Here is a 14,162-nt window from a genome sequence, read left to right on the forward strand (position 1 = left end):
GGCCGGCCGCTACCAGGTGCCTTCCCCCGGCACCAGGCGGCCGGCCTTGCGGTACTCGCGGCGCGCCCCCTCCAGGAGGTCGGCCGCGGTGACCCGGTCCCCGCGGCCGGCGGCCAGGTACGCGGCGGTCACGACGGCGCTGCGGATGGAGCCGCCCGCCAGCTCGAAGCCGGCGGCCAGCGCGTCGAGTGCGATGCCGTCCGCGCCGGGCACGTGGGACAGGCTGTGCCGCCACAGCGCGAGGCGCTGCCCGGCGTCCGGGAACGGGAAGTCCACGACCAGGTCCAGGCGCCGGGTGAACGCCTCGTCGATGTTGGCGCGCAGGTTGGTGGTGAGCAGCGCGATGCCGTCGAAGGACTCCAGCCGCTGGAGCAGGTAGGCGCTCTCCAGGTTGGCGTACCGGTCGTGCGCGTCCTTCACCTCGGACCGCTTGCCGAAGACGGCGTCGGCCTCGTCGAAGAGGAGCACCGCGTCGGTGCGGTCGGCCTCGGTGAAGACGCGTTCGAGGTTCTTCTCGGTCTCGCCGACGTACTTGTCGACCACGGACGACAGCTGGATCACGTAGAGGTCGAGGCCGAGGTCGGCCGCGACCACCTCCGCCGAGAGCGTCTTGCCGGTGCCGGAGTCGCCCGCGAACAGGGCGAGGACCCCGCGCCCGCGGCCGCCGCCCGCGCTGAGCCGCCAGTCGCCGAGCACCCGGTCGCGGTGCCGGGCGCGCAGGGCGAGTTCCCGCAGCTGGGTCAGGGGTCCCTCGGGCAGGACGAGGTCCCGCCAGTCCACGGCGGGCCGGATCCGGCGGGCGTGCTGCTCCAGGCCCGAGGCGGACTGCCGGCGGGCGGCGAGGCGCAGATGGGCGGGGGAGAGCGCGGTCCCCTCGAACTCGGCGAGGACGCGCGCCGCGCGGGCGGCCCGGGTGAGGTGGTCACCGGCGAGGCGGTAGGGGGCGACGGCGGCCGCCAGGTCGAAGTCCGGTTCCCCGCCCAGGGCGGCCGACCAGGCGCGCACCGCGCCCGCGCGCCGCGGGGGAGCGTCCAGGACGAGCGGGTCCTGCTCGCACCACTGGGGGTCGTAGGCGCGCGTCCCGGTGACCAGCACGGGGACGTCGGCCGCCGCGGCCAACTGCCGGAAGAGCGGCCCCGGGTGGTCCGGGAGCCCGGTGACCACGACCGCGCGCCCGCTCAGCCGGGCCTCGCGCACCAGGTCCGGGACGCGGTCCTCGGGGCCCGAGAAGCGCACGGCCGCGACGCCCGCGGCGTGCAGGGCGGCGGTGACGCAGGGGAGTCCGTCGCCCTCGCGGCGCTCGCGGAGATACCCGGTGAACGGCCGTCCGGCGGTGAGCCGGGCCGCCAGCCGGTGGACGAAGCGGGCGAACTCCTCGTCGTCGTCGCCGGGGACGGTGTCCGGCGGGGGCAGCGGATGCAGGTGCCCGGCGAGCGCCGCGTCGGGGGTGTCGTCGCCGAGCAGATGCGCCACGAGCCGGTCCGGCACCCGCAACGAGCGGCCGAGGAAGGGCCGTTCGGGTTCCTCCACGCAGAGCAGGCCGAGCGCGGACAGCGGGGCCGTGGGGTGCAGCCGGGCCCGCGCCCCGGCCAGGTGGACGGGGACGCCGCACAGGTCGAGGGCGAGGGCGACGGTGGCCCGGCGCCTGCTCACGTCGTCGTTGAGATAGCCGTACAACGGCTCGAAGCCGCGGTCCAGGTCGGGGGCGAGGGCGATGAGCAGCAGCGCGGTGTCGAGCTCGGTCAGGCCCAGCCGCGCGGAGAGCCCGGCCAGCCGGTCCCCGGGCGGCCCGCCGGGGACCGGGCGGGCGAGCGGCAGCGGCTCGGCCGGTCGCAGCAGATGCCGTACGGCCTCCTGAGAGAGGTACAGGCCGCGCAGCGGGTCACCGGCCGTGGGGTCGTCGGCGGAGCGGTGCCCGACCAGCAGGGCGACCCGGTCCCGCAGCTCGGCGAGGCGGGCGAGGAGCGCGTCGGCCGGGCCGGACCCGGACGGACCGCCCCGGGGCGGGGACATCGTCTCGGGGCCGGGGGTCTGCGGGGGCACGTCGCTCCGGGGCGGGGATGTCGCCTCGGGGTCCGGAGTCTGCGGGGGCACGTCGCTCCGGGGCGGGGACGTCGCCTCGGGGTCCGGGGTCCGCGTGGTCACGTCGCCGGGTTCCGTCCCCGTCCGCGGGCGTGGCGCGCCGCCTCCCGGGCCTCCCGGGCCGTCGCCACCTGCCGGGGGCCGTGGCCGCGTTCCTCCGCCCCGGGCGGGGTGCCGTCCAGGGACCGCACGCGGACCGCCGCGCCCTCGGTGACCGGCGGCCCGGCGTCGTATTCGGGGTAGGCCGGGAAGGGCGCGGTGATCACGAGGTCGAGGGAGGGCTTGAGCTCGCCGCCGAGCGCGGACCAGATCTCCGCGAGGGAGCGCGACTCGGTCTGGATGCCCGCCACCGACACCGGGATCGTCAGGCCCAGCGCGGCGAGGGACCCCGGCAGTTCGGAGGGCGGCAGCAGCTCGCGCGGGATCAGCGTGGCCAGCACGGCGGACAGCAGCCGGTGTTCGTCCTGCGGCTGTTTCGTCCAGGCCGTCACCAGGTAGGACAGCCGGAACCAGCGCGGCGGCTGACGGCGCCTGACGATGACGTCCCGGTCGTCGTGGACCGGGACGTGGCCCCGCTGGCGGCGGTTGACGTCCTCCCGGATGTCGTACAGGTAGGCGTTGATCGTGGGCGCGTTGCGGCGGGCGGCCCAGTCGCGGGTCGGGGCGTCGAGGGCGACGTCGATGCCGGAGCCGGCCAGCGCGCCGCCGCTGAGGAGGCCCTTGAGGACCTCGTCCACTTCGTGGATCACCGATGCGCTCCCGCTTCCGCCCTGCCGTGCCCGTCCCCGCGCGTCACCCGCCGCAGCACCCGGTCCTGCCCTCCGGACCCGATCCTGCCCTCCGTCCGGCCCGTGCCCGCAGGGGCGCCGGGGCGGGCGGCGGGGCAGAACCCGCTGCCCGCCGGGGCGAATTCGGGTGCCTGTTCGGTCAGATGTAGCCTTCCCGCAGGGCGTGGGCCACGGCGTGCGCCCGGTTGCGCAAGTGCAGGCGTGTGGTCAGCCCGTGCATCACGTTCTTGACGGTGCGTTCGGAGTAGGACAGCTTGCTGGCGATCTCACCGGTGTCGAGCCCCTCGGCGACCAGCCGCAGCACGTCCACCTCACGCGGTGTCATCCCCGAGGCCGGAACGCCGGGGCGGCCGGCGGCGCCGCGGTGCAGGGTGCCCACCTGGTCGATGAGCCGGCCGAGCAGGTCGGCGGGCAGGTCACCGTCGCCGCGGGCGGCGGCGAGCACGGCCTGCACCAGCCGGCCCGCGGTGGCCTCCCGCCGCCACACGATGGCACCGACCCCGCACTCGATCACATCGAGCAGCTCCGCCTCCCGCAGGGCGCCCACGACGAGCACCGCCCGCGCTCCCTCGCCGCGCACCAGCCGCCGCAGCCGGGCCAGCGCCGTGTCGTCGAGGACGTCGTCGATGAGCAGGGCCACCGTGCCGGGACCGGACTCGGTCTCCTCCCGGAGGTCGATCTCCGGGAACCGGCGCAGCTGGCTGACCGCTCCCTCGCGGGAGATCGGGTCCGAGGCGTGCACCGCCACGGGGATCCGAGCCGCGGAGCCGGCCGTGCCGGGGCGTGTGGTCCGCGCTGAGCTGAGCAACCGTTTCCCCCAAGTCCACGTGCGCGCCACCCCGGTGGGAGGGGTGGCGGAAGTGCACCCCTCACATTTCTGGGACGGGCGGGACCGGCGCAATCGTGGAGCACCACGAGCAGCACCACGAGATCGGCCCCCAAGCACACCACGAGACCGGCCCCGGCGGGACCGCGAACGATCCTGCGGCGACCAAGACGTGACGGCCCGCCCGGCTCCACCGGCGCCGGACCCCGTCGGCGTGTCGGTTGTCACAGCACCGGCCCCGCCCACCGGCCGTCTCGAATCGGGGGACGACATCACGTCCGAGCAAGGAGGCAGGATGCCCGATCCGCAGCACCAGCGGCCCCAGCGTCACCAGCCCGACGAACACCGCGAAGCCGCCGCCCTGCTGGCGGCCGGCATCGCGCGCGCCCGGTCCGGAACGGGCGGCGTCGTCCTGCTGCGCGGCGCCACCGGCACCGGCCGGACCAGCGTCCTGGAGGCCGCGGCCGAGGCCGCCGCCGCCCAGGGCGTGCGGGTGCTGCGCGCGCGCTGCGCACCGGGCTGCACGGCCGTGCCCTTCGCGACAGTGCGCCAACTCCTCGGCCCCTTACCCGGCCTGGAACAGCCAGGTCCGGCGGGCGGCGGACGCGACGAGGCAGCCCTGCCGTGGCGGGTCCTGCCCGCGTACGCCGACCAGTCCCCGCTGCTGCTCGCCGTGGACGACGTCCACCTGGCCGACGGCCCCTCGTACCGCTGGCTGGTCGAGGCCGCACGGCACGTGGACCGATTACCCCTGCCGGTCCTGCTGGCCGTCACCGAACGCACCCAGTACGACATCGACCCGCCCGCCCCCGGCTTCGCCCACACCCTCCCGCCCGCCCTCGTCGACACCCTCACCCTCGCCCCGCTCACCGCGGACTCGGCCGCCGGTCTGGTCCGCGCCGAGTACCCGCAGGCCCCCGCGGCGTGGGTCGACAGCTGTGTCCGGGCCGGCGCGGGCAGCCCGCTGCTGCTGCGGGCCCTCCTCGACGACCTGGGCGCGCCCGGGCAGCACGACGGCCTCGCCGCGTACCCGGAGCTGCCGGAGACCTCGGCCGCGCTCTACCAGGCGTCGTATCCGGCCGCCGTGCGGTGGTGGCTGGACAGCGCCGGGCCCGGCACGACGGAGGTGGCACGGGTGCTCGCCGCCCTCGAAGAGGCCTGGGACCAGCAGGGATCCGCGCCGGGCGGCGCCGACCCCGGCGCGGACCCGGCCGGCCTGCCGGCCGAGCTCGCCGGTGCCGACCCGGCCCGGGTGGCGGGCTGGCTCACCGCGATGACCGGGCTCGGACTGCTCCGCCCCGGCCCGGACGGCCGCCCCCGCTTCGCCCACCCGCTGCTGCGCGACGCCGTACTCACCGGCGTCCCCGCCGCCCGGCGGCGCGCGGTGCACCGGTCCGCCGCCGAGGCGCTGCTGCACCGCGGCGCCCCCACCCGGACCGTGGCCCGGCATCTGCTGCTCTCCGGCCCCGTGGGCGCCGCCTGGACCCCGGCCGTGCTGCGGGACGCCGCCTCCCTCGCCCTGCGCGACGGCCGCTGCGACGACGCCGTCGCGTTCCTGCGCCGGGCCCTGGACGAGCCGCTGCCCGATGACCAGCGCCAGCGGGTCCTGACCGAACTGGGCTCCCTGGAGTGCGCGGGCCGGGACTCCTCGGCCGGGATCCCCCGGCTCACCGAGGCGCTGCGGCTGCACGGCACCCCCCAGGACCGGGTGCGCGCGGCCGTCGCCCTCGGCACCGCGCTGGCCGGACGCGGCCGGGCCCGGGCCGCCGTCGAGGTGCTGCGCACGGTGGACGGGCAGCTCGCCGGCCACCCCGACCTGAGCGCGGCCCTGCGGACCGCCTCCGCCCTGCTGTCCGACCAGGACCAGACGGTCCGCCGGGACGTGTACCGCTGCCTGTGCGAGACCGCCGAGCGCTCACCGGAACTCGTCGGCCCGGCGCCCCGGGCGCTGCTCGTGCGGTACGCGGCCACCGCCGCCCTGACCTCGGCACACGACGCGATGCGGCAGGTGCGCGCGCTGCTCGCCGAACCGGCCCACCCGCTGACCGAGCCCTTCCTGCTGGGCACGGCCGCCGCGGTCGCCCAGTGGGCCGACGAACTCGACGAGGCCGACCGCCTCGTGGAGCGCGGCCTGGCCGGCCAGCGCCCCGACCTGCTGCACCCGATGCACGCCGCGCTGCTCAACACGCGGGCCGACATCGCCGCCGCGCGCGGCGAGTTCACGCTGCTGCCGGCCGAACCCCCCGCGCCCGCCGACGGGCCCTCCAACGTGCACGCCACCACCCTGATCGCCCTCGTGGAGACCGGGCGCCCCGCCGAGGCCCGGCGCCTGGCGGACGGCTTCGACCTGGGGGCGGCGCCCGACAACTGGGAGCTGAACCGGTTCCTGTACGCGCGGGGCGTGCAGCGCGCCGCCGCGGGCGACCCGGCCGGGGCCCTGCACGACTTCCTGGAGTGCGGCCGCCGCCAGACGGCCCGCGACGTGGTCAGCCCGGTCGTCACGCCGTGGCGGTCCGCCGCCGCGGAATGCCGGCTGGCCCTCGGCAGCCCCCAGGAGGCGCTCGCGCTGGCCGAGGAGGAGCTGCGCCTGGCCCGGGTGTGGGGCACGCCCCGCACGGTGGGCCGCGCCCTGCGGGTGCTCGCCACGGTCACCGGCGGCCGCCGCGGCCTGGAGCTGGCGGAGGAGGCCGTACGGCTCCTCACGGACGCGCCGCCCGCCACGGAGCCGGAGCTGGTGGCCGCGCTCCTCGCGCAGGGCCGGCAGCTGACCGCCGCCGGGGAGCGCGCCCGGGCCCGGGACTGCCTGCGCACCGCCGCCGAACGCGCCGAACGCCTGGGCGCGGTGCGGCTGCGGACGCTCGCCGAGGACGCCCTGCGCGAGGGCGGCGCCCGTCGCACCGGCACCGCCCGCACCGGCTCCGGCGCCCTCACCGGCAGCGAGCTGCGCATCGCCCAGCTGGCCGCCGGCGGCCGGACGAACGCCGAGATCGCCGGTCTGCTGCACCTCGCCAGGCGCACCGTCGAGACCCATCTGACCAGCGCGTACAAGAAGCTGGGCATACGGCGGCGGGGCGAGCTGGGACAGGCGCTGAGCGGGGACCGGCCGAGCCGCGTCTGAGGAGGCCCACAGGGCGCCGGCGCGCAAGAAAAGCGTTGCTGACGTGCAACAAGTGTTGCCGACGCGCAAAAAGTGTTATCGCCGTCCCTTCACGCCGTCTCCACCTTGTGATCCCCGACATAGCGAGGAACCCGGGACCGGCTGAGAGGGTGCGTGCGGAACATCAGTGAACCCAGGCGTCGAGAGGCCACCGTGGACAGTCAGCACTGGCGCGCCACCATCACGGCGGCGCAGTCCGGCGACCGGCAGGCGCTGGACGAGCTGGTCGCGGGCTGGCTGCCGCTGGTCTACAACATCGTGGGCCGGGCCCTGAACGGCCACGCCGACGTCGACGACGTCGTCCAGGAGACCATGCTGCGCGCGGTCGGCAACCTCGGCTCGCTGCGCGACCCGGACAGCTTCCGGTCCTGGCTGGTGGCGATCGCCATGCGGCAGATCCGGGACCGGGCCCGGCGGCGGACCCCGGACCGGCTGGAGGAGACGGCCGCCTCCGACTTCGCCGAACTGACCGTGCTGCGGCTCCAGCTGGAGGGCCAGCGGCGCGAGGTCGCCGAGGCCGCGCGGTGGCTGGACGACGAGGACCGGCAGCTGCTGTCCCTGTGGTGGCTGGAGGTCGCGGGCGAACTGACCCGGCGCGAGCTGGCCGCCGCCGTCGGCATCACCCGGCAGCACGCCGCCGTGCGCGTCCAGCGGATGAAGGAGCGCCTGGAGACCTCGCGCGGCATCGTCCGCGCCCTGGACGGCGCCTGCCCCGACCTGCGCGAGCTGACCGGCCGCTGGAACGGCAGGCCCGACTCGGTGTGGCGCAAGCGGCTCGCCCGGCACATCCGCGGCTGCGGCTACTGCGGCGACACCCGCGAGTCCGTCGTACCGGCCGAACGCCTCCTGGTCGGCATCGCGCTCGTCCCGCTGCCCGTCGGATTCACGCTGTCGCTCGCCTTCGGCGGCAAGACGGCCGTGGCCGCCACATCGGCCGGCTGGTCCGCCAAGCTGCTGGGCGCGCTCACCAAACCGGCCGTCGCGATGACGGCGGGCGCGACGATCGTGGCGGGCGGCACCTACGTCGTCACCCAGCCACCCGACGCCCCACCGCCCCGGGCCGCGGTCACCCCCACGGCGACGGCCGCCCCGCAACCGCCGCCGTCCGCCGCGCCCGCCCCCACGCCCTCCCCGTCGCCGACGCAGAAGGCCGACCTCTACGGCACGGTCGTCGACGCCGTCGACCGCGCCCCCGATCCGAACGCCCGGCCCGCCGCCCTGCCGCGCCGCCCCGAGTCCGGCCTCACCAGCACCGGCGGACCGAGGGCCGTCATGCAGCACCGTGGCGACAGCGTGACGCTGAGCGGCCAGGGCTATGTCCTGGTCCGCTGGCAGATCTCGCCGCACTCCCGGCCCGGCGCACTGGTCATGCCCACCTGGACCGGCCTGAAGGGCAAGCTGTTCCACGTCGCGTCCGGCGGCTGGCGCCGCATGGACGACCCGCTGCCCGGCGCCTCGAACGGCTACGCCACCGGCATGGGCGGCCCCGACATCGGATACGCGGTGCTGCCGCCCGGCACCCAGCAGATGTGGCAGAACGAGTACTTCTACGTCGACGGCACCGTCACCCTCACCCAGAACGAACGGGGCTGCGACTACGGCCTGACCGTCTTCCCGTCGAGCTGGCAGGCCGTGGACAAGGACATCAACGAGGGGCCCGACCAGGGCGCCGTCCGCTACGGCCTCGTCCGCGACACCGGCACGGACAGCGCGCCGGTGCCGCAGTACGTCACACGCGCGACCCCGGCCGATCCGGCGACGGTGCCGCAGCGCTCGCGCGTGTAGCGCACAGCATGTCGACGCGGTTGGTCGTGATGGAGTCCACCCCCGCGGCCAGGAGCCGTCGCATGGAGCGGCGGGTGTCGGGGGTCCACACGGACAGCAGGTAGCCGTCGCGGTGGACGCGGTCGGCGAGGGGGCGGTCCACCAGCGAGAACCGGTAGTTGAGCCAGCGCGGGCGGATCGCCTCCAGCAGCACGGGCCGCGGCGGCGCCAGGGTCGTCCAGGTGAGCGCGATCTCGGCGTCCGGATCCGCCGCGCGCACGGCGAGCATGGCGTCGGCGCCCGCGCAGTAATAGGCGCGGTCCGCCGCCCCGGCCTCCCGTACGGCGTCCATGACCCGGCGCACCGCCCGCACGTCGGGCGAGCCGGGCAGGTCGACCATCACCCGGTGCCCGTCGGTCGCGGCCAGGGCCTCCGCCAGGGTCGGCACCCCGCCGCCGGTCAGCCCACGCACCTCATCGAAGGACAGCGCGAGCACCGGCCGCTCGTGCTCCCAGAGCCGCTTGAGCGTCGCGTCGTGCAGCAGCACCGGCACGCCGTCCCGGGTGAGCCGTACGTCGATCTCCACCGCGTCCGCGCCCCGGCCGAGCGCGGAGCGCAGCGAGGCGACGGTGTTCTCGCGGACCCGGTAGGGGTCGCCCCGGTGGGCCACGGCGGTCACGGGCCGCCCGGGCTGCTGTGGCGTGGACGTCACCGGTCGAGCCACCCCGCGGTGTACGTGTCGATCTCGCCCTTGATCCGGGCCTTGCCCGCCGCGTCCAGGAAGGACGCGTCGACGGCGTTCTTCGCCAGGTCGGCCAGGCCCCGCTCGTCGAGGTCGAGGAGCCGGGCGGCGACCGCGTACTCGTTGTCGAGGTCCGTGCCGAACATGGGCGGGTCGTCGGAGTTGATCGTGACGACGACCCCGGCCTTCACGAACTCCTTGACCGGGTGCTCGTCGAGGGTGCTGACCGCGCGCGTGGCGATGTTGGAGGTCGGGCACACCTCCAGCGGGATCCGGTGCTCGGCGAGGTGCGCGAGCAGCTTCGGGTCCCGCGCGGAGCTGGTGCCGTGCCCGATGCGCTCGGCCCGCAGATGCGTCAGGGCGTCCCACACCGTCTCCGGGCCGGTGGTCTCACCGGCGTGCGGTACGGAGTGCAGCCCGGCCGCGATGGCCCGGTCGAAGTACGGCTTGAACTGCGGTCGCGGCACGCCGACCTCCGGCCCGCCGAGCCCGAAGGAGACCAGGCCCTCCGGGCGCAGCCGGTCGTCCGTGGCGAGCCGGGTGGTCTCCTCGGCGGCTTCGAGGCCCGCCTCGCCGGGGATGTCGAAGCACCAGCGCAGCACGGTCCCGAACTCGGCCTCGGCGGCCTTGCGGGCGTCCTCGATCGCGTCCATGAAGGCCCGCTCGTCGATGCCGCGGCGGGTGGAGGAGAACGGCGTGATGGTCAGCTCGGCGTACCGCACCTGCTGCCGGGCCAGGTCCCGGGCCACCTCGTAGGTCAGCAACCGGACGTCCTCCGGGGTGCGGATCAGGTCGACGACCGACAGGTACACCTCGATGAAGTGCGCGAAGTCGGTGAACGTGAAGTAGTCGACCAGGGCCCCGGGGTCGGTCGGGACCTTGGAGTCGGGGTGCCGGGCGGCCAGCTCGGACACGATCCGGGGGGAGGCGGAGCCCACGTGGTGCACATGCAGTTCGGCCTTGGGCAGTTCCGCGATGAACGCCGTGAGGTCGCGCGGGGCGCGGGCGTCGACGAGATGCTGGGTCAAGGTTCCTCCCCGGAACGGCGCCCTGGGCCGGCGCGTGGCGGGCGGGGCGCGGGTGATCGGCTGATCGGTGACTCGGGCTTCATCCTAGGCGGTGGTGCAGCGCCCCCAGGGGCGCGGGGAACCACGCGACCAGCGCCCCCACGCACCCGCACTGTGGCACGCACCGAAGCGCCCCGTAGCATGGCGGGACGATCGACCCAGGGGGGATGCACAGATGACGGACCCGACGCAGCCCGGCTCAGGCGGCGGCCACGACCCGTGGGCGCCCCCGGAGAACAAGCCGTCGCTCGACAAGGACCAACAGCCCACGCAGGGGCCGCCCTCCGTGCACGACCAGGCCACGGTCACCTCGATGCCGAGCGCGGGCTTCACCCCGCCCACCGGCACGCCGCAGTTCGACCACACCGGCGCCGGGGCGGTCCCGCCCCCGCCCGTCGCCCCCGGCGGCTACGGCTACCCCGGTTACCCCCAGGCCGGGGCCGGTTACCCCCAGGCCGGGGCCGGTTACCCCCAGGCCGGCGCCGGCTACGGCTGGCCCGGCATGCCGCCGACCCCCCAGAACGGCATGGGCATAGCGGCGATGGTGCTCGGCATCGTCTCCTGCACCCTGTTCTGCCTGTACGGCGTGGTCTCCCTGGTCACCGGCATCCTCGCCGTCGTCTTCGGCATCAAGGGCCGCAAGCGGGCCGAGGCCGGCGTGGCCACCAACCACGGCCAGGCCCAGGCGGGTCTGATCATGGGCATCATCGGGATCATCCTCGGCATCGCCGTGATCGTCCTGATCGCCGTTGGCATCACGGCCGCCATCAACAGCGACGAGCCCTACGACGACCCGTACTACGGCGCCCACGCCCCCGCGGCCACCGCCCCGTCCCTCCGCTGAAACAGCCGTACGCCACGGCGGACTCGGCCACTACGATTCCCTGGTCTGACAACGGAGGGGAGATCGTCCATGTCCAACACCAATCCCGCGCCCGGTGGGTTCGGTCCGCCGTCCCAGCCCCCGCAGCAGCCGGCCCCCGGCTACGGCTACCCGCAGCAGTCCGGCCCGGGCTACGGCTACCCCCAGGGCGGCCCCGGCTACCCGGCCGCACCGCCCGCGGGCTACCCGCAGGCCCCCGGCTACGGGATGCCGGCCCAGCCGAACAACGGCATGGGAACCACGGGACTGGTGCTGGGCATCATCGGCGTGGTGTGCAGCGTGACCTTCCTGCTGTGGTTCTTCGGCGTGATCCTCGGCATCCTCGCGATCATCTTCGGCGCCATCGGCCGCGGCAGGGCCACCCGCGGTGAGGCCACCAACAAGGGCGCGGCGACCGCCGGCCTGGTCTGCGGCATCATCGCCACCGTGATCCTGCCGCTGCTGGGCTTCCTGCTCTTCGCCAGCGTCATGGGCGGACTCGGCGCGGCTTCCTGAACGACGCCGCACAGGGGGGCCGGTCCCGGGGCCGGCCCCTCCGCTCATGCCGTGCGCAGCCGCTCCCGCGCCGCCATCAGCGCGAACCCCAGCAGATTCGGCCCCCGCCACCGCTCCGGATCCGAGGCAGCCGCGTCGTCCGCGGCCAGCCCGATGCCCCACACGCGGTCCACGGGACTCGCCTCGACCAGCACCCGATCACCCGTGCCCAGCAAGTACGCCCGCAGCGTGGGGTGGGCTCCGAACTTGTGGACGGATCCCTCCACGACGATCCGGAACCGCTCCCGCTCCCATATCGCCTCGTCGAAACCGCGCACCAGCCGCCCGGCCTTCTTCGCCTCGGCCGGATGCGCCGCGGCCAGCACGGCACGCTCCGCCGCCGCGTCCTCGAAGAGCCGGGCCTTGGCCGCCATCATCCAGTGCTCGGCCGTCGCGTACGCCACGCCGTCCACCGTGAACGGCGCCGGCCACCACTGGCTCAGACAGCTCGCCCCGATCCGGCCGTCCGGCCGCGGGCGGTGCCCCCAGAAGTGCAGATACTTGATCCTCGCCCCCGCGCGGACCGCCCTGACCAGGGCGTCCCGGGAAGCGGGCGCCCCCGTGATCTCCTCCATGCCCGCGAGTCTGGCACGCACCACTGACACAGCGTCCTGCCTTTTCCCGGCGGACTCGCCACCTGGTCGACAGATTCCGTCGCGTAACCAAAAATCAACAACGGAATCCCTTGTTGGAGTGCCATCCCTCTGTCAGGATCGGCACTCAAATCGAGCCTGAGCCACGCCGGCCCCCCTCGCGGGGACACGGAGGAGAGCGACATGCACAACCCGGGCACCGCCACCCCGGACCGATTCCCGGCCGAGGCGCGCTTCGAGGAGGGCGCGCAGTACATCGCGGGCCGTCTGACCAGCGGCACCTCGGGCCGTACGCACGCGGTCGTCGACCCGGCGTCGGGTGCGGAGGTCCTCCGTTACGAGCTGGCGGGCGCGGCCGACGTCGACCGGGCCGTCGCCGCCGCCCGCGCGGCCTTCCCGGACTGGGCGGGAGCCACTCCCGGCGAGCGGTCCGACGCCCTGCACCGGTTCGCCGCGGTCCTCGCCGACCGCGCCGAGGACCTCGCCCGCGCCGAGTCGCTCCAGTGCGGCAAGCCGCTGAAGCTGAGCCGGGAGTTCGACGTCCCGGGGACGATCGACAACACCGCCTTCTTCGCCGGTGCCGCCCGGCACCTCCAGGGGCAGTCCGCCGGTGAGTACTCCGGCGACCACACCTCGTACGTCCGGCGCGAGCCCATCGGGGTCGTCGGGTCGATCGCGCCTTGGAACTACCCCCTCCAGATGGCCGCCTGGAAGATCCTCCCGGCGATCGCCGCGGGCAACACCATCGTCCTGAAGCCCGCCGAGCTCACCCCGCTGACCTCGCTGCTCTTCGCCCAGGCGGCCTCGGACGCCGGGATCCCGGACGGCGTCGTCAACATCGTCACCGGCACCGGCAGGGAGGCCGGTGAGCACCTCGTCGGCCACCCGGACGTGGCCATGACCTCCTTCACCGGCTCCACCGCCGTCGGCAGGCGCGTCGCCGAGGTCGCCACCGCCACCGTCAAGCGCCTCCATCTGGAGCTGGGCGGCAAGGCGCCCTTCGTGGTCTTCGACGACGCCGACCTGGAGGCCGCCGCCCACGGCGCGGTGGCGGGCGCGCTCATCAACACCGGGCAGGACTGCACGGCCGCCACGCGCGCGTACGTGCAGCGGCCGCTGTACGACGCCTTCGTGGCACGGACCGCCGCCCTCATGGAGACCGTCCGGCTCGGCGACCCCTTCGCCCCCGGCACCGACCTCGGCCCGCTGATCTCGCACGTCCACCGCGACCGGGTCGCCGGTTTCGTGGACCGGGCGCGGGCCTACGCGCGCGTGGTGACCGGCGGTGTCGTACCCGAGGGGGAGCTCGCCAAGGGCGCCTACTACCGGCCCACGCTCATCGCCGGCGCCCCGCAGGACAGCGAGATCGTCCAGTCCGAGATCTTCGGCCCGGTCCTGGTCGTGCTGCCGTTCGACACCGACGACGAGGGCATCGCACTCGCCAACGACACCCCCTACGGCCTCGCCGCCTCCGCCTGGAGCCGGGACGTGTACCGGGCCAACCGGGCCACACGCGAGATCAAGGCCGGCTGCGTGTGGGTCAACGACCACATCCCGATCATCAGCGAGATGCCGCACGGCGGCTACAAATCGTCCGGCTACGGCAAGGACATGTCCGCGTACTCGTTCGAGGAGTACACCCAGATCAAGCACGTCATGTTCGACAACACCGCGGTGGCCGCCAAGGACTGGCACCGCACCGTCTTCGGGGACCGATAGTCGTACG

The 14,162-nt window shown here is 75.2% G+C and carries 11 protein-coding genes; 5 read left to right on the plus strand and 6 right to left on the minus strand.

The features are described 5' to 3' along the window. Positions 1-9: 9 nt before the first annotated feature. The 3 genes from IE255_RS29760 to IE255_RS29770 form a co-directional block, all read right to left on the minus strand. On the minus strand, positions 10-2,013 hold the full coding sequence (locus IE255_RS29760) for an ATP-binding protein (RefSeq protein ID WP_190053550.1): 2,004 nt from the start codon (positions 2,011-2,013) through the stop codon (positions 10-12). Between the two features lie 128 nt (positions 2,014-2,141). Then, positions 2,142-2,831, minus strand: a complete 690-nt coding sequence (locus IE255_RS29765) for a Pvc16 family protein (RefSeq protein ID WP_190053477.1) — start codon at positions 2,829-2,831, stop codon at positions 2,142-2,144. Between the two features lie 178 nt (positions 2,832-3,009). Next, a complete protein-coding gene (locus IE255_RS29770; RefSeq protein ID WP_190053478.1) occupies positions 3,010-3,678 on the minus strand; it encodes a helix-turn-helix transcriptional regulator in 669 nt (222 codons plus the stop codon). Positions 3,679-3,991: 313 nt separating this feature from the next. On the opposite strand from IE255_RS29770, the gene IE255_RS29775 reads away from it, so the two are divergent. Together IE255_RS29775 and IE255_RS29780 are read left to right on the plus strand one after the other, a co-directional pair. Then, positions 3,992-6,814, plus strand: coding sequence for a LuxR C-terminal-related transcriptional regulator (locus IE255_RS29775; RefSeq protein WP_190053479.1), 2,823 nt, complete (start codon positions 3,992-3,994; stop codon positions 6,812-6,814). A gap of 192 nt (positions 6,815-7,006) precedes the next feature. Continuing rightward, entirely contained in the window at positions 7,007-8,638 is a 1,632-nt protein-coding gene (locus IE255_RS29780) for an RNA polymerase sigma factor (protein WP_190053480.1), read from the plus strand. On the opposite strand, the gene IE255_RS29785 is transcribed toward IE255_RS29780, so the two are convergent. Beyond that, a complete protein-coding gene (locus IE255_RS29785; protein ID WP_229906642.1) occupies positions 8,583-9,329 on the minus strand; it encodes a glycerophosphodiester phosphodiesterase in 747 nt (248 codons plus the stop codon). The genes IE255_RS29780 and IE255_RS29785 overlap by 56 nt on opposite strands. After that, positions 9,326-10,387 (minus strand): adenosine deaminase, encoded by a 1,062-nt coding sequence (locus tag IE255_RS29790; protein ID WP_267974821.1) that lies wholly within the window; start codon positions 10,385-10,387, stop codon positions 9,326-9,328. The genes IE255_RS29785 and IE255_RS29790 overlap by 4 nt, the downstream gene beginning before the upstream one ends. A gap of 214 nt (positions 10,388-10,601) precedes the next feature. Here IE255_RS29790 and IE255_RS29795 point away from each other — a divergent pair, with 214 nt between their 5' ends. Together IE255_RS29795 and IE255_RS29800 are read left to right on the plus strand one after the other, a co-directional pair. Next, positions 10,602-11,270 carry a DUF4190 domain-containing protein gene (locus IE255_RS29795; protein ID WP_190053481.1) on the plus strand — a complete coding sequence of 223 codons (669 nt, stop codon included), beginning with the start codon at positions 10,602-10,604 and terminating at the stop codon, positions 11,268-11,270. 69 nt (positions 11,271-11,339) lie between these two features. Then, complete coding sequence (locus IE255_RS29800) at positions 11,340-11,804, plus strand: DUF4190 domain-containing protein (RefSeq protein WP_190053482.1); 465 nt, start codon at positions 11,340-11,342, stop codon at positions 11,802-11,804. A gap of 44 nt (positions 11,805-11,848) precedes the next feature. Here the strand turns inward: IE255_RS29800 and ybiA are convergent, their stop codons facing one another. Beyond that, positions 11,849-12,418, minus strand: a complete 570-nt coding sequence (gene ybiA / locus IE255_RS29805; protein ID WP_190053483.1) for a riboflavin biosynthesis intermediates N-glycosidase — start codon at positions 12,416-12,418, stop codon at positions 11,849-11,851. 201 nt (positions 12,419-12,619) lie between these two features. On the opposite strand from ybiA, the gene IE255_RS29810 reads away from it, so the two are divergent. Beyond that, positions 12,620-14,155: a gamma-aminobutyraldehyde dehydrogenase gene (locus tag IE255_RS29810; protein WP_190053484.1), complete on the plus strand. Its 1,536-nt coding sequence runs from the start codon at positions 12,620-12,622 to the stop codon at positions 14,153-14,155. Positions 14,156-14,162 lie beyond the last annotated feature (7 nt).

Origin of the sequence: Streptomyces lomondensis (genome assembly GCF_014651035.1) — a bacterium.
In the GTDB taxonomy this organism is placed as follows: Bacteria; Actinomycetota; Actinomycetes; order Streptomycetales; family Streptomycetaceae; genus Streptomyces; species Streptomyces lomondensis.